Origin of the sequence: Rossellomorea sedimentorum (genome assembly GCF_046237645.1) — a bacterium.
GTDB lineage: Bacteria > Bacillota > Bacilli > Bacillales > Bacillaceae_B > Rossellomorea > Rossellomorea sedimentorum.
The window spans coordinates 381,003-399,356 of sequence record NZ_CP143546.1; the positions used below are offsets into that span (position 1 = coordinate 381,003).

The 18,354-nt window shown below is 44.1% G+C and carries 20 protein-coding genes; 15 read left to right on the plus strand and 5 right to left on the minus strand.

Annotation, left to right across the window (positions count from 1 at the left end; all coding sequences use genetic code 11):
• Positions 1 to 93: 93 nt before the first annotated feature.
• Entirely contained in the window at positions 94 to 1,239 is a 1,146-nt protein-coding gene (locus V1502_RS01975) for an IS4 family transposase (RefSeq protein WP_409252259.1), read from the minus strand.
• A gap of 251 nt (positions 1,240 to 1,490) precedes the next feature.
• Here V1502_RS01975 and V1502_RS01980 point away from each other — a divergent pair, with 251 nt between their 5' ends.
• Both V1502_RS01980 and V1502_RS01985 read left to right on the plus strand, forming a co-directional pair.
• On the plus strand, positions 1,491 to 1,817 hold the full coding sequence (locus tag V1502_RS01980) for a hypothetical protein (protein WP_409252718.1): 327 nt from the start codon (positions 1,491 to 1,493) through the stop codon (positions 1,815 to 1,817).
• A gap of 21 nt (positions 1,818 to 1,838) precedes the next feature.
• Positions 1,839 to 2,234, plus strand: a complete 396-nt coding sequence (locus V1502_RS01985) for a VOC family protein (RefSeq protein ID WP_409252719.1) — start codon at positions 1,839 to 1,841, stop codon at positions 2,232 to 2,234.
• Positions 2,235 to 2,360: 126 nt separating this feature from the next.
• Here V1502_RS01985 and bioB read toward each other — a convergent pair whose 3' ends face one another.
• Both bioB and V1502_RS01995 read right to left on the minus strand, forming a co-directional pair.
• The gene (gene bioB, locus V1502_RS01990; protein ID WP_409252720.1) at positions 2,361 to 3,353 is read right to left on the minus strand and encodes a biotin synthase BioB; all 993 of its coding nucleotides are present in this window, start codon (positions 3,351 to 3,353) and stop codon (positions 2,361 to 2,363) included.
• Positions 3,354 to 3,493: 140 nt separating this feature from the next.
• Positions 3,494 to 4,072, minus strand: a complete 579-nt coding sequence (locus V1502_RS01995; protein ID WP_409252721.1) for a biotin transporter BioY — start codon at positions 4,070 to 4,072, stop codon at positions 3,494 to 3,496.
• A 167-nt stretch (positions 4,073 to 4,239) separates the two neighbouring features.
• Here V1502_RS01995 and V1502_RS02000 point away from each other — a divergent pair, with 167 nt between their 5' ends.
• Positions 4,240 to 4,746, plus strand: a complete 507-nt coding sequence (locus V1502_RS02000) for a DNA topology modulation protein FlaR (RefSeq protein WP_409252722.1) — start codon at positions 4,240 to 4,242, stop codon at positions 4,744 to 4,746.
• 315 nt (positions 4,747 to 5,061) lie between these two features.
• On the opposite strand, the gene V1502_RS02005 is transcribed toward V1502_RS02000, so the two are convergent.
• Complete coding sequence (locus V1502_RS02005; RefSeq protein WP_409252723.1) at positions 5,062 to 5,217, minus strand: hypothetical protein; 156 nt, start codon at positions 5,215 to 5,217, stop codon at positions 5,062 to 5,064.
• 104 nt (positions 5,218 to 5,321) lie between these two features.
• Between V1502_RS02005 and V1502_RS02010 the strand changes: the two genes are divergently transcribed.
• The 10 genes from V1502_RS02010 (at position 5,322) to V1502_RS02055 (ending at position 15,373) form a co-directional block, all read left to right on the plus strand.
• Complete coding sequence (locus tag V1502_RS02010; RefSeq protein WP_409252724.1) at positions 5,322 to 5,756, plus strand: DUF4257 domain-containing protein; 435 nt, start codon at positions 5,322 to 5,324, stop codon at positions 5,754 to 5,756.
• A 358-nt stretch (positions 5,757 to 6,114) separates the two neighbouring features.
• Positions 6,115 to 6,681 (plus strand): thioredoxin family protein, encoded by a 567-nt coding sequence (locus V1502_RS02015; protein ID WP_409252725.1) that lies wholly within the window; start codon positions 6,115 to 6,117, stop codon positions 6,679 to 6,681.
• Between the two features lie 233 nt (positions 6,682 to 6,914).
• Positions 6,915 to 7,283 carry a helix-turn-helix domain-containing protein gene (locus V1502_RS02020; RefSeq protein ID WP_409252726.1) on the plus strand — a complete coding sequence of 123 codons (369 nt, stop codon included), beginning with the start codon at positions 6,915 to 6,917 and terminating at the stop codon, positions 7,281 to 7,283.
• Between the two features lie 384 nt (positions 7,284 to 7,667).
• Positions 7,668 to 8,468 (plus strand): arylamine N-acetyltransferase, encoded by an 801-nt coding sequence (locus tag V1502_RS02025; RefSeq protein WP_409252727.1) that lies wholly within the window; start codon positions 7,668 to 7,670, stop codon positions 8,466 to 8,468.
• 687 nt (positions 8,469 to 9,155) lie between these two features.
• Positions 9,156 to 9,710 (plus strand): RNA polymerase sigma factor, encoded by a 555-nt coding sequence (locus V1502_RS02030; protein ID WP_409252728.1) that lies wholly within the window; start codon positions 9,156 to 9,158, stop codon positions 9,708 to 9,710.
• Positions 9,707 to 10,159, plus strand: a complete 453-nt coding sequence (locus V1502_RS02035) for a hypothetical protein (protein ID WP_409252729.1) — start codon at positions 9,707 to 9,709, stop codon at positions 10,157 to 10,159. The genes V1502_RS02030 and V1502_RS02035 overlap by 4 nt, the downstream gene beginning before the upstream one ends.
• Positions 10,159 to 11,232, plus strand: a complete 1,074-nt coding sequence (locus V1502_RS02040; RefSeq protein ID WP_409252730.1) for a hypothetical protein — start codon at positions 10,159 to 10,161, stop codon at positions 11,230 to 11,232. The genes V1502_RS02035 and V1502_RS02040 overlap by 1 nt, the downstream gene beginning before the upstream one ends.
• Entirely contained in the window at positions 11,229 to 12,170 is a 942-nt protein-coding gene (locus tag V1502_RS02045) for a hypothetical protein (protein ID WP_409252731.1), read from the plus strand. The genes V1502_RS02040 and V1502_RS02045 overlap by 4 nt, the downstream gene beginning before the upstream one ends.
• A 712-nt stretch (positions 12,171 to 12,882) precedes the next feature.
• A complete protein-coding gene (locus tag V1502_RS02050) occupies positions 12,883 to 13,932 on the plus strand; it encodes a M14 family zinc carboxypeptidase (RefSeq protein WP_409252732.1) in 1,050 nt (349 codons plus the stop codon).
• Positions 13,933 to 13,978: 46 nt separating this feature from the next.
• Positions 13,979 to 15,373, plus strand: coding sequence for an LVIVD repeat-containing protein (locus V1502_RS02055; protein WP_409252733.1), 1,395 nt, complete (start codon positions 13,979 to 13,981; stop codon positions 15,371 to 15,373).
• 180 nt (positions 15,374 to 15,553) lie between these two features.
• Here the strand turns inward: V1502_RS02055 and V1502_RS02060 are convergent, their stop codons facing one another.
• A complete protein-coding gene (locus V1502_RS02060; RefSeq protein ID WP_409252734.1) occupies positions 15,554 to 16,012 on the minus strand; it encodes a DUF2269 family protein in 459 nt (152 codons plus the stop codon).
• A 266-nt stretch (positions 16,013 to 16,278) separates the two neighbouring features.
• Here V1502_RS02060 and V1502_RS02065 point away from each other — a divergent pair, with 266 nt between their 5' ends.
• Together V1502_RS02065 and V1502_RS02070 are read left to right on the plus strand one after the other, a co-directional pair.
• Positions 16,279 to 17,202 carry a diacylglycerol kinase gene (locus V1502_RS02065; protein ID WP_409252735.1) on the plus strand — a complete coding sequence of 308 codons (924 nt, stop codon included), beginning with the start codon at positions 16,279 to 16,281 and terminating at the stop codon, positions 17,200 to 17,202.
• A 362-nt stretch (positions 17,203 to 17,564) separates the two neighbouring features.
• Positions 17,565 to 18,353, plus strand: a complete 789-nt coding sequence (locus tag V1502_RS02070; protein ID WP_409252736.1) for a divergent polysaccharide deacetylase family protein — start codon at positions 17,565 to 17,567, stop codon at positions 18,351 to 18,353.
• The last annotated feature ends 1 nt before the right edge of the window (position 18,354 follow it).

Here is an 18,354-nt window from a genome sequence, read left to right on the forward strand (position 1 = left end):
ACCATCAGGGTGGCGGGAGGAAATCAGACAAAGAAATATTAATACTTTAGTACTTCACCGCGCGAAGAGGGACAGTCCACGGGTGTTGATTAGCTATATTTTTCCAATTGATTGACACAGACTTCCCCTTCGTTTAAAAAGCGATTTAATGGCACACCTTACCTCCACAGGCAGGGTGTGTGCCATATAACGACGGGTAAACTCAATGAAGGTGTAATTATATAAGATAGCCCACTCTTTTTTTGTCTCATTATAAATACTACGTAATATAAAATAACTGATAAGAGTGCCAAAAACTTGGCTATACACAGCGTTTGGGGAATTTCCGAATAGGTTGGAAAGGTCTAAATTTCCTTTTATCCAGCGGAAAAACAACTCGATTTGCCACCTAAGCTTGTAGATGTAAGCAATGTCTTCTGGCGACATCATCATAAGGTTCGTTGCCACTCTTATTTCATTTCCTTCGTTGTCCGTGAATGTAACTAGTCTAAAGCGAGTGTCTGTCTTTCGGGATTCTTTTCCGATAAGGGCTGTCACATCTTTTTTAATACGACCATATTCATCAAGTGGAACACTGTGTTCCGTCTCTTCCGAGAGGGAGAAGAAGTTTGCGACTCTAATCACAAAGAACTGTTCGTGTTCATGTAACTTTTGAAAATCTTTTGTGCGTGCATAGCCTCTATCAGCTGTGATGATGGAGAGAGGTTCTAAATTTTCATAGAGTTTGGGTGCTACCATGACATCGTGGTGTCGTCCAGTTGTCTGGACTACTTGAGTAGGTTGACTATCCTCTACATCAAATTTTGTATGCAGCCGAATCGCATGGCGGGTACGTGTATACCCCGCCCAGCTCATATCTGGGTGTTGGAAAGTAATGGTGGTGGAATCAACGGCAAATAGCTTAAAGGGTTTGAAAAGGGCTCGACGAACTCTACGTCCTAAGCGGTCTACAATACGGGAGAATAGTTCTTGAAGGATTTGATAAGGGACACTCTGAGCTTTTTTGGCAAGGGTAGAGTGATCTACGGAAGGTAAACTTTTTTCCTTTGGCAATTTCGTCTCGGCATCTCGAAAACCTTCCCATTTTTTCGCAGAGGAAATAATAAAAAAGTGTATCAAATCGTGGGCAGATAACTTCCTAGCTGTATCTTCATAGCCCCACTTCTCGCAAAGATTTGCCACTTCTTCATCTGTAATGATAGTTTGAAGAACCTCTGATAATTTGTTAAAGTTAGTCAATGAACCCACTCTCCTTTTTGGTTTTGTTAGAGGTAACAATCATTTTAAAGGAGAGTGGGTTTTTTTGTCTAATTATCTAGGTTGTTTTACATATTATGGTTAATCAACACCCGTGAGGGACAGTCCCTCTTCGCGCGTTAATGTGTTAAAGTGCAGGCAGGATTCCCGGTAAATATATCGAATTGTGTGAAGAGGGACGACAAATTGTTGCCGATCCGTATCTTCAACCAAACAACTGAGGTGAAACAAACATGTCTAAAGAAATATACTGTGACTTTTGCCAAAAGCAGATCAAAGTCAGGGATGATCTGATAACGGCTACCTTGATGTATGAGGTGGTCCCTTACCATGAGAGGTGTTACGCCAGCAATATTAAAGGAGCTAAAACGTTGTTTATCAGCAACGAGCCGATCAATGGTTTTGCAGCAACTTTTTACATAGTCTTGACTGTTATTCTTGCGATTATATGGGCTATTTTTGCAGAAAGCTCAATGAAAGCAGCATCCTTGCTTATGTTGATTCCTGTAGGGTACAGGATTTATTCTTACATACGGTATGAACGTCATTTGGAAAAGTAGTTTCGGAAGGAGTTGGGTATGTTGACTAAGGTTACGCCGTGTTTGATGTTCCAAGGAAATGCAGAGGAAGCAATGAACTTCTATACATCTATGATAGAAGGGTCCGAGATCATCAGTATCACCAAGTACGAAGCAGACCAACAGGGCGAGGAAGGAAGTGTAATGCACGCCATCTTCAACCTCAATGGTCAGGAGGTAATGTGCATCGATAGCAATATACAGCATGAATTTTCTTTTACGCCATCGTTTTCATTGTTTCTTACCTGCACTTCAGAAGAAGAAATTGACAGGCTGTATGGAAAGTTATCAGAAGGAGGGGAAGCCCTGATGCCGTTAGGTGATTATGGTTTCAGTAAAAAATTTGGATGGGTCAACGACAAGTTTGGTGTCTCATGGCAGCTGACACTTCCAAAATAAAAAGAGCTTGGATGAAAGATACACTCTTTCTCCAAGCGTTTTTCTTTAATGGAAGCTTTAGTGCTTTAAAGCGCGAAGAGGGACTGTCCCTCTTAGTGGTTTAAAGTGTTAAAGCAGAGTCTGCCATCAAGCCATTTCAGGTGCTCCCACGTAGTCGATTTCAAATCCTAAGTCTTCGAGCATTTCGTGATCACAGGTGCTTTCCTGGCCGGCGGTTGTCAGGTAGTCGCCGACGAAGATAGAATTGGCGGCATACAGGCCAAGCGGCTGAAGGCTCCGAAGGTTGACTTCGCGTCCGCCTGAGATCCGGATTTCTTTTGTGGGATTCATGTAACGAAACAGAGCTAATACTTTCAAGCAGTAGCGGGGATCCAGCTCATTTGTCCCCTCGAGCGGAGTTCCATCAATCGCATGCAGGAAATTGACCGGAATTGAATCGGCGTCCAGAGCTTTTAGGCTCCTTGCCATATCGATGACATCTTCCTTTGTTTCTTTCATTCCGATGATGACTCCGGAGCAAGGAGAGATGCCTGCGTCTTTTGCTGTGTTGACAGTTGAAACCCTGTCCTCGTATGTATGGGAAGTCGTGATGTTATCGTGGTGTCCTTTTGACGTATTGAGGTTATGGTTGTAGCGGTCGACTCCGGCTTCTTTCAGACGTCTGGCTTGTTCAGGCTTCAGAATGCCGAGGCAGGCGCAGATCTTAAGGTCATAATTTTGCTTGATCTCTTCCACGGCACTGATCACTGTGTCGACATCACGGTTGCTTGGTCCGCGTCCGCTCGCCACAATACAATAGGTTCCCACATTCATTTTATGGGCCTGTTGAGCTCCCTGAAGCAACGTCTCTTTATTGACCATGCGATAGGATTCAATAGGGGCAGTGGAGATGGATGACTGGGAACAGTAACCGCAGTTTTCCGGACACAGTCCAGACTTGGCATTCATGATCATGTTCAGTTTCACTTTTTTGCCGTAATAGTGCTTGCGGATTTGAAAAGCACCATGCAGTAACAGCAAAAGTTCCTCATCAGGGCAATTCAGAATTGATAATGCCTCTTCATCACTCAATTCCTCTCCATCCAACACACATTCTGCAAGTTCATTCCAATTTAACATTAGTATCCCACTCCTTTTTTGGTTAAGGTTATTGCTGGTGTTCATAATGTCTTTCTACCGACCGGCAAGCATGACCGATAGTAAGGATGAATAAAACCCTTATAAAAAAATCCGGAAAAAAGATTTCCGGATGTGAAAAATTATGCAGCTTTTCTATTCAGTGTGCTGCTGTTTTTACGGATTGCAGAGATGAAACGCGGTGCCACGGCTCCTGCGAAAACTGATAAGAGGATATCTTTCGGCAGGGGAGCGAGCATCCAAGCCCAAGCCATTCCATAAGAAAATCCTTCAGGAGCTTCCGCCCATAATTTAAGAGCAGCATACATCCAGTTGGTACCGAATACATAGTTGACGGCCATCCCGACTAAAGCTGCAATGATAAAGCCTTTCTTGGTAGGATTCTTTTCAGCGATTTTTCCAACCACATAGGCTGCTAGAATGTAAGAAAGAATGAATCCAAATGTTGACTTAAAAATAATTCCGGGTCCCCCAGAAAACTGAGCAAAAACAGGTGCGCCGATCAATCCTACCAGCGCATACACGGACATGGAAATTGCTCCGAGTTTGCTGCCGAGGATGAGTCCAGCCATAACACAGAAGAATGTGGTTAAGGTGATTGGGACCGTCCCAATGGTAATCATGGAAGTCAGATTCGCCCCGATTGCCATTAGTGCAGCAAACATAGCCGCCATAGTGATGTCGATAGCTTTAAGTTTCATAGTATGTATCCCCCTAATTGTTTTCTGAAAATAGAATATATTAAAAGTGTGTTTTGTGTCAACCTAATAAAATAAAAAGGTTAACATAAATTCAAAGAAGGATTTTTTCCGTGAAAAAACGAATTAAAAAGTTAGAGGAAAGTATCTCCTAAAAAACAGGAGGGAAAATGAAAATACATATTATCGGTTCAGTCGGCAGTGGCAAATCCACTCTTGGAAAAAGATTGTCGGCTGAAATGGGCATACCCGTATATGAACTGGACAATGTGGTCTGGCAGAGAAATGAAAACGGGGATATACGAAACAGTCCTGAAGTCCGGGACAGCAAGTTTCATAGAATCATTGATCAGCCGGAATGGATTATTGAAGGAGTCCATCACACTTGGACAACGCGAGGCTTCCAGGAAGCGGACTGCATCATTTTTCTGGATACACCAATCATGGTGAGGAATTGGCGTATCTTTAAGCGCTTCACTGTACAGAAACTCGGGTTCAAAAAAGGAAATTACAAACAAACATGGACCATGCTGAAAAGGACGTATAAGTGGAATTACCAGTTTGAAAAGACCAGCAAACCGGAGATTTTAAAAATGCTCAAACCCCATCAGGAGAAGCTTAAAATCCTTGAAAATAATACCTATACAAAGGAGTTCACTCATGAAATTCGTATTTGACCTGGATGGAACGATTTGCTTTAAAGGCCAGCCGATATAAGAAGGTTCTACCTCTCAAAGGAATATAGAAGGTCGGGAATCGGATGACGGCTTGTCAAACAAATTTTAAGTGAGGCATCTGAGGTATTTAACGTCCTCGTCTTAAATACAGACACCGAGCAGGGTGCTCTTTTTATCAACCATTAGGATTTGTAAAAGATTACGGGTACCCAAGCTCGACTCGCTATCTTTCATTGTAGAAAATAGTCGTTGACTTTTTATCTACTCATAATTAAAACAGCGGAGGAATTCTTTCTGTATCTATAAAATGGTTTTCTATTTTTGTTTCATCCGGCCCTGCTGGATGATTTTTTTTGCTAGGCGGAAATACATGTCCGCTTCGGCCTTGCTCTCCGCCTTTTGCATTAAGACAAGATAATTTTGAAATCGAAGCTTGTCGATTGACGAGACTTTCAGCACAATTTTACGCATGCGGCACTCTCCTCTGTTAAGGACAAAATTGCGTCCAATTCTCTATTCAGAAAATTCTGTAAATAAAGTATACTATTAGTAAATCATTCCAGAGGGTGAATGTAATGTCCTTAATTGAATTAATACTGTTACCGATGTTAATGGGAGGTATTGGTGGCTTAGGACATATTTTAGTTTTCAAAGGTGGCCGCTTTACATTTCCCCGCACGTTCGTTGATGAAGAGGGAGAGAAACACTATGTCTTTGGGTCGTCTAAAGATATCATTATTGGGGTGTTGGCCGGTTATTTGTCCGTATTGCCTGTCGTGGAAACAGTACCCGTCTGGTATGTGATTTATATCAGTTTATTATCTGGCATTGGTGGAAGTTCGGTAATCACGAGAAAAATCGAGCAAAACCTGGAAAGGACGAAATGTGAATACCTTCAAGAGCTTTCAAAATATCAGCTCGAGACGACCTCTTCTGTAGGAGGATCTTCAAAACATAATGAGGTGAAACCTGTTGGCGAAGTCCAAGAAAGAGAAGAAAACAACGGTTAAGTTGCCCCCGGAGCAATATTCCAAAGCAGAGACCTATTTGGAAAAAATAAAGGAGGCAGATAGTGTAACCGAGCTGAAATACTATTACGCAAAATTCAAGAGAATTGTTGAGAGCACCCAGAAATGTTAGAAGCCATGAGGCTGTTTCAACAGCAGTCTTTTTTTTGTGCGCAGATTTTTTCTCAGGTACATCTTTTACGAAGAGTATGTAGATGATACTTACATTAATTATATGCCTGTAAGCATATTTTTTACAAACAATACTTTAAAAATAAGTATAATTTCTTGTTTAATAGGCAAAAGAGAAATAAGCTAAGAATGCGTACACTGTTGGATGGAAGTCACGAGGAGGATGACAATGGAGCTGAAACAATGGTTTGACAAGGGGCGGACGCCTCGAGAATATATAGATTCGATGGAAACACATCAAGAAAACTTCAAGAAAGTTTACCAAGGTTTCTCCATACCAAAAAATGAAAAGGGAAACCTCGAGGAGCTAGCCTCGCAAAAACTGCATGTCATTGTGCTGACGGAGGATTGGTGCGGAGACGCGATGGTCAACCTGCCGATTCTATTAAAAGTGGCAGAAACAGCCGACATGGAAGTCCGTATCTTAAACCGTGATGAAAATTTGGAGTTGATGGATCAGTACTTAACAAACGGGACATCCCGCGCCATTCCGATTTTCATCTTCCTGGATAAGGGGTTTGACGAGCAAGCTGTGTGGGGACCGCGGGCCCCAATGGTCCAGCAAATCGTGGATGAAGAAAAAGCAAAACTGCCACCGAGGGACCATGAAACATTTCCGGAAGCACAAAAAGAAATGATCGGGAGACTGACGGCTCAATACAGAGATAATGAAGCGATCTGGCTCGAAGTCTTCCAAAGCATCAAAACCACCCTGATGAACCAGGTCCATATGTAAACTGGAAAGGACCTTCTCCTCGAGCGAGAAGGTCCTTTTGGCGCGTCACCGCGTTAAACCGCTAAGAGGGACAGTCCCTTATTATGTATTAACGCGGTAAAGCGCGAAGAGGGACTGTCCCTCTTCGCGCTTTAAAGTACTAAAGTGAGCATATTGAAATGGAACTGTTTCCCTCTTCACGAATTACGGAAATCGCGGTATTCTAGATAGGAATACTGTTAGGGGGTAACAGCATGATTCACCAAAAGACAAACACCATTGTTATTGAGACCCTCGAAAAATTTCCTCACAAGATCCATATTAAGCTGGGGAAAATTCTGAAAGAACGCGGAATGACTCAAGGTGACCTGCACCGCCTTACCGGCCTGCGTGTCGCGACAATCAATGAGCTTGTAAACTTCAAAAAGAAATCATTAACCGTCGCCCACCTGATTTCTATCATGGCTGCCCTCAGAATCTGGGACTTGCGCGAACTGATTGAAGTCGAGTTCGATGACGAAGTGGTAGAATATTTCCGCAGTGAACGCCAGCAAATGAAAGACGGATTCACATCAGATATGAAAAAGACACTAGAAACCAATTTCGAGCGTATGAATCAATAACAATAACCATATATTCAGCGGCCCTCAAAAGGCCGTTTTTTTTGATTGGTTTTTTATAAAAACCCTGACTCACACTTGAATTAAAACCTGCATAACACTTGCTTATATGTGCCCCCGCCCAGCAAAGAAAAGCTCCATATCCATAATGAAATCAGCAGGAAGAATTTCCTCCCAACATCTGCCTTCACAAAATAAACAAATGAAAAGCAGGAAATCCTATAGTACATAAAGAAATTAGAAACAAAGGCAGTGAATCTTATAAAAACACATGGTAAAATAGCAGGAAAAAAAGAACGGAAAGATTGAACCCGGTCTTAAAAGGGAATTAAGAGCGTGAAACCTCCTCATACTTTACACAGTGAGGCATAATGAAAGAGTGATAATGTGGAAGAAATCAAAGAGCAATATCTTTCGTATTTAAATCTGACCCTGGAACCGCCGAGCATTAATTATTTGCAGCGGCTCATCCAGCACCATTTGATTCGGGTTCCCTACGAGACATTCAGCAAATTTCATTACTTTAACCAGCAAAAAGAATTTGTCCCAAACCTGGAGCAATTCGTACATAATCTTAAAAATCGCGGCTGGGGAGGGACCTGTTATACACTGAACATCAATTTTGGCCGTTTGCTTCGCGAGATTGGTTTTACCACCCATTTCGTCCGCGTGCAGCCCGGGCATTTGGGACTTATGGTAAACATTGAAGGAAAAAAACTATATGTCGATGTCGGCTACGGCTCGCCCATTATGAAACCTGTGGAGCTCGAGGCGCGAAGGAAGCATGTCCTTCATGGGTTTGGTGAGGAAATCACCTTTACACAGAAAGACCAGGCATTGTATGAAATCGACCGCAAGGCCAATGGCAAGTCTTTCGTGAAAAAAGAGATCATCTGGGTGCCGCTTGAAGAAGAGGACCTGGCTGCTGATATCGACGCGTCCTATCAAGACACCCATGAAAATGTGGTCATGCGGAGAATTACAGCTGTGCGGTTTCATGGAAACACGTGTTACTTTCTTCGCAACGGGACATTAAAGGCCATGACCTACCGAAACATCCGCGAATATCAGATGCGTGACCTGGACAAGTGGATACACGCCGTCAATGAAATTTACCACTTTGATAAAGAATCCATTCAGGAGAGTGTTGATTTCCTGGAAAAAAGGAATATTAAAATTTTCACTTAAGCCGTCAACAGGGTATGTCCTTTTGGCGGCTTTTTTTATTGGAGGAAGAAAGACTGAGAGAAGTTATAAAGCTAACTTCTAAACTATAAAAGGGAAACTAAAAATTAGAGTCCAGACGTAAGGTTGTAAAGGCCGATAAAGTTGGGAAGGTAAAATTAAAGTACTATAGAGAGGTTGTAAAGGACGATAAAGTTGGGAAGGTAAAATTAAAGTGCTATAGAGAGGTTGTAGAGGACGATAAAGTTGGAAAAGAGAAATTAAAGTGCTATAGAGCGCCTATAAAGGACGATAAAACCGGAAAAGCAAAATTAAAGACCTATAGAGAGCCTCTAAAGGATGATAACAATGAAAAACTAAAATTAAAGACCCCTATAAAGGTTCAGCAGGATTTTCAAAAAAATAAAACTACAGTCCTCAAGAAATCCTCCAAGGAACTATAGGAAGCCAAGCACTGCAAGCCCCCAGAACTTAAACGCAACAAACAAATCAGAGAATCCCCCCAAGAATCACTTCATCGACTATGAAACACCCTCCCAAATGAACAATTCTACTTAACCCCCAGGCTGTTTTCGTTTTGAAAATTCTCCGGATGAAAAATATTTTTAATTTTTTTAAAAAAATAGTGTAGGGGAAACCGGGAGTTCGTTCGTCTATTATTATGTAGCCGGCAGAAAGGGGGAGAGAGTATTGGAACAAGCGCTTGTAGAAAAAGTGAGAAACGGGAGCGACCACGCTTTCCGTATACTCATTGAAAAATATAAACACCATGTATTCCGGACGGTCTACGGCATCCTTCGAAATCAAAAAGATGCTGAAGATGCGGCTCAGGAAGTATTTGTAAAGATCTATACTTCTCTCTCCCAGTACGAAAATGAAGGGCTGAAAACCTGGATCACCAGAATTGCTGTTAACCATGCGATAGATTGTAAACGAAAGGTTGCGCGCAGGAATGAGGAAATGAAGGAAAATCCGGTGGACCTTTCCAAAGAGAACATGCATAGGGGAGATCTCCTGTCTGTAGAAGCAAAGCTGGAGGAGAAACAGCTGCGGCTCCTGGTCCGGCGGAGGCTTGGCGAGATGCCGGAAAATTATCGCAGGGTCATCCAGGATTACTACATAGAAGAAAAGTCATATCAAACAATGGCCGAAGAACAGCAAGTCGAGGTCAAGACGATTGAGACAAAGCTGTACCGGGCAAGACGCTGGATGAAAGCACATTGGAAGGAGGAGGATTTTCGTTGAAACACGTTTCTTATGAAGAATGGCAGAAGTATGTTGAAGATGGACTCACTGAAAAAGTCCGGGAGCGATACGAAGAGCACTTATATTCTTGTGATCAGTGTATGGAAATCTATCTGACCGCCCTTGAGGCCGGTGAAACCTCCTTCCCGGAACTATCAGACGATCAGAAATTCACGGATAACATTATGACTGAAGTTCAGCGTTACAAAGAACCGGAGGTACCGGACACAGGCAAAAAACAGAGGTTTTATCAGCAGGCGGCTTTTCACTATTTTATCGCCGCTGCGATGACGATTTTATTGATGTATACAGGGGTCTTTCAGCAGTTGACCGGGTTTGCGGAGGAGTTCGAACGGTCCTCTCGCCCGTCCATTACCAATGAATTGATGAACAAAACAACGAATTTTATAGAAAATGTCGAAAATGAAACTAGGGAGGAACGATACTGATGAAAAAGAATCCGATTATTGCATTTTTATTAGCATTTTTTCCAGGAGGGGGCTTGCTTTATCTTGGCAAGGTGCTGAGGGGATTGTTTTACACAGGGAGTGTCTTAGGTGCCATTATGGTGGCATTTGTTTTGGTGACAATGAATGGTCATCAAATAGCTATGCTGGTGGTAGCAGGAGGATTTCTTCTATATATAGGGAATCTGATCGACACAGCCATTACAGCCTCCAAGCTTTATAAACGCACCTCTATGGAAGGAGACACAGTCAAGGAAGAAACGACCCCTGAATCCGAGCGCTTTTTCACGATTATCTTATCACTCGTGCCAGGACTTGGCCACTTCCAGCTCGGTCTCATGAACAGAGGAGTAACTTTGCTGGCAGCTTTCCTTGGCCTCGCCGTTATGGTCATCTTCGTGACGGTCCTGTCTTCACGCGGAGAGTTCCTTGTTTTCCTTGCCTTCCTGCCTGTCCTGTGGGTATACAGCTTTTTTGACAGTATGCAGCAGCTTGGGAAAAAACAACGCGGCGAAACGCTGGTCGATCAATCCATTCTGGAGGAGTTCGAGAATCGCCGTGAAGACGGAAGGAAATCGAAATCCCTGGCAACGATGCTTTCTATTTTTCCGGGGGCGGGTCATCTGTACCTGGGCTACCAGCGCAGGGGAGTCCAGTTGATGGCAGCATTCCTGTTCTCTATTTACATTATGGATGTCATGCGATTAGGCATCTTCCTTTTCCTTGTACCAATCATATGGTTTTACAGCTTTTTCGACGGACTGCAGAAAGCTTCCCGCTATGGGAAAGAGCCGATCGAGGATGTACCAGTGATTTCGTACCTTGTGAATCATCAAAAGTGGGTCGGAATCGGCCTGGTCACGCTGGGAATTTATTATTTGCTGACAAACGTTGCTCTTCCGGTAATTCAGCCTATCATCTATGAGTATATGAACGTGGATGCGTATTTCTGGTTTGAACGTTATGTCCAGACAGCGATCGTTTGTGTGTTGTTGATAGGCGGCGGCATCAAGCTGCTGACTGGAAGCAAGAAGAAGGGAGAGGTGTCTCAATGAGAGTGTGGAGAGTAGGGTCGATATCGATGGGGGCAGCACTGATTTTTTTAGGATTGGTGCTCCTGCTGACGCAGATAATGGATTGGGATGCAGCGTATATCATGGCAGGCTGGTGGCCGTTCATACTGGTCATTTTAGGCGGTGAAATGCTCTTCTATCTATTCTTTACCACTCAAGAGAATGCCAGGGTGAAATATGACATTTTAAGCATACTGTTTGTAGCCGTCATAGGCACAGCTGGGATCGGCCTGTCCATCTTCCAGGCAACCGGGGTGATGGGGGCTATGCAAAGCTGGATGACGTCTGAAGAAAAAACAATGGAAATCCCGGCATTCAACCATAGTGTCTCTGATGATATCAAGAGAATTGTAGTGGACACCGGCCAGCATGATTTAACAATCGAAGGCGGTACAGGGGATGAAGTCAGCTTGTTTGGAACGTACCGATCTACTGTTGTAAATGGAGAAAATAAAGTGAGATCCCCTGAAGATTATCTTCAGATCGAAAAGAAGGGCGACAGTCTTTTCGTAACGCTGAAAGTGCTGCCGGTGGACACCAATCCATTTGACAGAAGCTACACGCAAATGGATGCCACACTGGTGGTGCCGGCTGATGTGGGGCTTGAAGTCTCAGGTAACAGCGGTGCGATAACGATGAAGCCGAGAAAGTTGTTGAGCAATTGGTCCGTAACAGAAGGTTCCCAAGTGAATGTGATGTTATCACAAGACAGCGACATCAACCTGCTGGCTAAAAATGTAACGGATATAAAAGATAACGAGAATTGGAAGCTTGAAGAGAAAGAGAAAGAAGGTAAAGATTTCGGCGATGAAGTTCATGTTGAAGAGATGGCCAGCAACGGAACCTACACAGTCGGTAAGGGTACTTATGAGTTGGTCGTCAGCAATACTTACGGTCTCTCCGTTTTGGAGAGCAGATAGAAAGTCAAGAACACCGGACTAAGGCGCCGGTGTTTTTATTTGGCTCTTTTCTTAAACAATGTTGCTTTACAATGTAAGTTCAAGAGATATGGTCAGATTTCACAAATATTATCCTTGTAAGAAGAAAGAAAAGAGCTATTTACCCTTTTCAGAGAGAAGAGCCCTTGTACCCAAAGGGAAAATCCGGCCCTTTGGATTTTTCCGATAGGCACAATCTATACGAATACAGCCTTTTTATTTAGAGATGGAGCAACATTATTGGGGTAAGGGCTGTGACACCTGCGGGAACAGCGGGCCGTCTAGGTTCAGCACCGTGACCCGCGGAGTCACGAACCTGGAAAGCGATGTTGGATTACCAAGTAGAAGGTCTGCGAAAAGAGGCCAAAAATATTCTTTTGGGAATATGCTGGGGAATCATTCTTATTACGTAAATGGGTAATATGAACCGAGGGGCTTTCATGAGGGCAAAATAAAAGGATTGTAGGTTTCCGATAAAAAGACAGTGTTAGACAAATTTCCCCGGAAATATCCATGTTTCACCCGTATTTTTCTTCATAAATGGCACCTCTAATTCCTAAGTAAAACGCACTAGTCTTTAGGGGGTTTTATTTAGCCTTCCGAAATAATCATTCATTCCTCCTATTAACTTCCATGTATACACCATTTATATTGGGTGTGTAGCGAATATTCTAAAAATAAGAGGAGGAGTATGATGAAGAAAAAGCTAATCAGTGTTTCATTATCAGGTATGCTCGCTTTGGATGGATTTACAGCGGTGACCATTCCGGCAGCGGCTGTGGGGAACGGCCCGAATTATGATGGAAATGGGTCGGTTCAAACTTCCAGGTTAACTACATACGCGGAATTGACGGAGTTCTTGAAAGTGCAGGAAGCAAAGCAGGATGCGATGGAACTTGAAGTGATCGGCCAAACGGTCAAAGGCAAGGACATTCATATGACTAAATATCTTTCCCATCCAGATAACCCGACAGTTTTATTTTTAACACAGCAGCATGGCAATGAACAGCTGACAACTGAAGGGGCTTTGGAATTCATCAAACACCTGGGAACCAATAAATTTAAAGGCGTCCTCGGAAATGTGAATATTCTGGTGATCCCGATGCTTAATGCGGATGGGGCGATGGGAGACGTGGATTTTTCCCTGGAGGATTATATTGCTGATGGGGACAGGCACCTTACCCGCTATAACGCAAATAAAGTGGATTTAAATCGAGAACATGCCAAAGAGACATCTGAAATGGAGCCGGAAGCAAGGGCACTTCATGAACAGGTCTTAATGAAATATGATATCGACTATATGATTGACCTTCACCACCAGGGAACTCTCAGCGGAATCGACGGTAAACTGGTTTCAGGATCGATGTTATACCCAACCAATCCGAATGTGGATCCGGAAGTTCTGGAAGGCTCAAAAAAACTGGGATCGATCGTTTATAATGCTGTCGATGCAAAAGGGTGGGGCTTGATTGGAAAATACCGCGGAGGACCAGGTGAAAATATTGGCCGAAATGGTGCAGCGGTACGCTATGACATTTCAACACTTCTTTTTGAGATGAGAGGCATGGCTGACCATTATTACGAGCCTTATATTCTTGGTCAAAAAAGTAACGGCTATCTCATTAAGCAGGCCGTTGAAACACTGAGCGCTGCAGTGGAAGCTCTTGCGGACGGATCCATTGAAACGGCAGATACAAGCTTCTGGGATACACTTCCTGAGCAGGAGTGGATGGGAGAAGAATAATGGATCAAGTTTACCGTACTAAAAAACAAGTGGAGGGATCTATATAATGATAAAGAAAAATATGTTTATGACAACGACCCTGGCCAGTGCGCTTGTATTTTCGGCCTTTGCCCCAAGCAGCTTAGCTCATGATGACTTGGACTCTACCGGAATTGAGAAGGGGGAGGTAACGGTCTTCACAAATGAACAGTTGGAATCACTTGCACTCCCTAAAGTGGAAGGATCGAAGAATGTCAGCAACTTAACGGAAGCCGCGCAGGTCCAGATTAAACAGGTCCGTGAAGGCGTCCAAAACAATACAGCGGATGTGTATGCCCATAAAGGGTTTGCGTACATGGGAACACACACGGCAAACGGTGGAAACGGCGGAGTTCGCGTCTTCGACATGAAAGATCCATCCAACCCGGTAGAGGTATCCGTGTTTGCAAATGACGACGTGCCGGGTACCTGGCAGGAAAAAGTCATTGTAAAAACGGTCGACACACCTCATTTTAAAGGAGACCTGGCAGTTGTCAGTGTACAGAAGTTAAACAGTAGGGCGGAAACTTCAGGAGGCTTCCTTCTGTATGATGTAACCGATCCGTACAACCCGAAACAGCTTGGCTTCTGGGAAGTTTACAGTGGGACGAGGGGAACCCATGAATTTTACTTAGAGACACAAGGGGACAGGGCGTTGGTGTTCGCTTCCAATCCGTATGCCGACTACTTTAGTCATGGAGAGGAAAAGGATTTTCAAATTGTCGATGTTTCCAATCCGGCCGAGCCGAAGACACTGTGGCAGTTTGACCCAAGGATGCTGCCGGAAGTGCCCGAAGAATTCAACGGATATCACTGGGAGGATTCTCATGGAAAAACCAGGGCGGTCTTCAATCACAGTGTCATGGTAGACCATAATGCACAGTACGCGTATGTATCCATGTGGGACCTGGGGACGGTCATCTTTGATGTGAAAGATCCTGAAAATCCAGTTTACCTAGGACGTACAGATTTTGCTTCTGATCAGCAGGGCTCGGCCCACTCCGCTGCACTGGCTCAAGGCGGCAACCTGCTGATTGAGACGAGGGAAGTTTACAGTCCGGTAAAAGAAGGATATGAGGAATCCTATGGTTACACCCGGATTTTTGATATCAAGGATAAAACCAATCCGAAACTTTTAAGCGAGTTTAAAACGGACTTGGTGGATAATGTGGAGGATGGTAGAACTTTCGCAAACACTGTCCATGATCCCAAGGTGAGAGGCAACACCCTCTACTTGTCACACTATGCCGGCGGAGTCTACATGGTAGACATCACCGATCCAAGTGCGCCTGTGCAAATTGGGCAGTACACACCTGACAGCGGCTATATCTGGGGCGTCTACGTTGACAAAAACTATGTCCTGGCTTCCGACATGGGCCAGGGACTCAAAGTATTAACGAAAAACAACAGCGGAAAAGAATAAAAGCCAGAAAAGGAGAGCCCGAGCGGGATCTCCTTTTCTCATGCCGGCATGTCGCTTTAACGCACTACAGCGCTAAGAGGGACAGTCCCCTATCGTGCAGTAACGCTTTAAAGCACTAAGAGGGACTGTCCCTCTTAGTGCTTTAAAGGGGTGAAGCGGCCCGCCAATTGCTTGTTCATATTACGGTTTGAGAATCATAAATATAAACAAGGTGACTCCGAGTGCGGAGGCGAGGTAGAAGTATCCGTTCATTTTGTTCAGGAAGCCTTGTGCTTCTTCCGATAGTGCCCCTGTGACAGCTGCGTTTTCTGGAGCATGGAGCCAATCCTTTAATTTGTTGCTTTGAGGAGTGATAAAGCCGATCACAATAATTTGAATAATGACGTAGAGAATCAATGAACCGAGAATCCAGACTTGAGTAAAAGCCCCATATTCGCCGGCAAAGTAAAGGATCAGGCCGGTGATGACCGCGATGCTGCCCCCGATTTTCGGGAATAATTCCAGATGTCCCGCCATCTTTAGAGAGTGCCTGAGCTGCTCAGCTGTTTGTTTTTTTCTGGTCAATACGTGGGCAAAGAAAGTCGGCCCTACACCGATAATGGCAGAAAGAACGTGAAGCAAAATAAGAAATTTCAACATGCTGCCTCCTTTGGACTAATGACATATGACATTTTATTCAGGCAGAAGGGTGGGTATGTTAAAAATAGATAGCGATAGATTGCCATTCGCTTTTTTTATGAAAAAGAGGTATGATATTTTCGGTAGATGCGTTACTATGTGAAGGCATCTCTTTTCAATGAAAGAGGACGGGTTTGTACCACCGCCTCATGGGTATTAGTATAGTTATCGAAATGGATTGTTGAGCTGTCAAAGGCTTTTGAAATATCGAGATAGGATGATGGGGAATGAAAAGAGCAAGAATCATTTATAATCCGACTTCAGGACGCGAGCTTTTCAAAAAGCATCTGCCGGAAGTATTGATTAAGTTGGAGCAGGCAGGGTATGAGACTTCCTGTCATGCGACCGTCTGCGAAGGGGACGCAACAGAAGCGGCCCGTACAGCCGTAGAACGGAAGTATGACCTGGTGGTGGCTGCCGGCGGGGATGGAACGTTGAATGAGGTAGTCAACGGGCTTGCCGAACAGGAATACCGCCCGCGCCTGGGAATTGTCCCTATGGGCACAACGAATGACTTTGCCAGGGCACTCCATATTCCAAGGGACATCGGTGCTGCGGTGGACGTCATCATTAAAGGCGATACGATTCCTGTTGATATCGGCCGTATGAATGGCGACCGTTATTTTATCAACATTGCCGGCGGCGGACGAATTACTGAGCTGACCTATGAAGTGCCGAGCAAGCTTAAAACTGTGCTGGGCCAGCTGGCCTATTACTTAAAGGGTGTGGAGATGCTTCCTTCTATCAAAGCAACCGACCTGACGATTGAATTTGATGGCAAGCTTTTTGAGGGCGAAGCCATGTTATTTCTGATCGGCCTCACCAATTCGGTGGGTGGATTTGAAAAACTGGCCCCGGATGCCTCCATCAATGACGGAATGTTCTCTTTGCTCATCCTGAAAAAGACGAACCTCGCAGAGTTCATCAGGATTGCAAGCCTGGCCGTCAGAGGCGATCATATCAAGGATCCTAATGTAATTTACACTCAAGCAAATAGAATCAAAGTACACTCCAAAGATAAAGTACAGCTGAACATCGACGGTGAATTCGGGGGACTTCTTCCTGTGGAGTTCGAAAATTTATACCGCCACCTGGAAGTATTCGTTCCGATCGATCAAATACGTGAACAGGATAAAGCGGACAGGGGCTGACCGGACTATCCGGTTGGTCTCTGTTAGGAAAGATGTTGCTCTCTGTACAATTGACCGGAGCACTCGTTACCTTATTATATATAGAAAACACTCTTGGCGCTGAATGAAGTTCAGCGCTTTTTTGATGTGCGGTAATTGATCACTTCACCTGGTCCACCGATGCCCAGCTTCTTTGCACATGACCGCCTGCCTACTGGAACGGAACCAAGCCTCGCGGGAGCATAGGGTTTCTTCAGAACAACTGCCAGCCTGTGCTTAAAGCGAATGCCTATTTATGTTATATCGTTTTCCTGAATCCAGGGACTATAAAATCAATAAATCAACCGGATGATTGGCATACTAAGAAAAAAAGGAAGAGGATTATGAAGAAAATTATTGTATGCAGTATACTGGCTCTCCTGTTTACGGCAGGGGATGTCACAGCAGAAGGACCTAAACCATCTTCGCTAAAAACTAAATCTTTATCCATTGTAATAGATGATTTCGGTAATAATATGCAGGGGACTAAAGAAATGTTGGAGCTACCCATTTCACTGACAGCGGCAGTGATGCCTCTAATGGAAACGACCAAGAAGGATGCAGAGCTGGCACACCGGTTGGGACACGAAGTGATTGTCCATATGCCAATGGAACCGGTTAGAGGAAAGCGCAGCTGGCTTGGGCCTGGGGCGATCACGATCGATCTCAGTGATGAGGAAATCAGAAAGAGGGTTGAAGAGGCGATCGAATCAGTGCCACATGCTGTCGGGATGAATCACCATATGGGTTCAAAGGCGACGGCGAATGAACGGGTGATGAGGGTTGTCCTGACGGTTTGTAAGGAAAAAGGTCTCTATTATTTGGACAGCAGGACCACCCCGAAATCTGTCATCCCTGAACTGGCGGAAGAACTAGGGGTGCCGCTTCTTAAGAATGAATTATTTTTCGATGATGTCTACACGACCCAGCATATTGTGAAACAAGCCGGTGCTGTAGCGAAACGTCTGAAGAAAGATGAAGAGGTCATTGCCATCGGACATGTCGGTATTACGGGAACCAAGATGGTGAACGTATTGAAAGAGTATATTCCTGTATACCTCAATGAAGCCAAGGCCGTTCCATTATCTGAGTTGATCCCGGAATTCGAGTTAGTAAACGAACGTTTAGAATAAA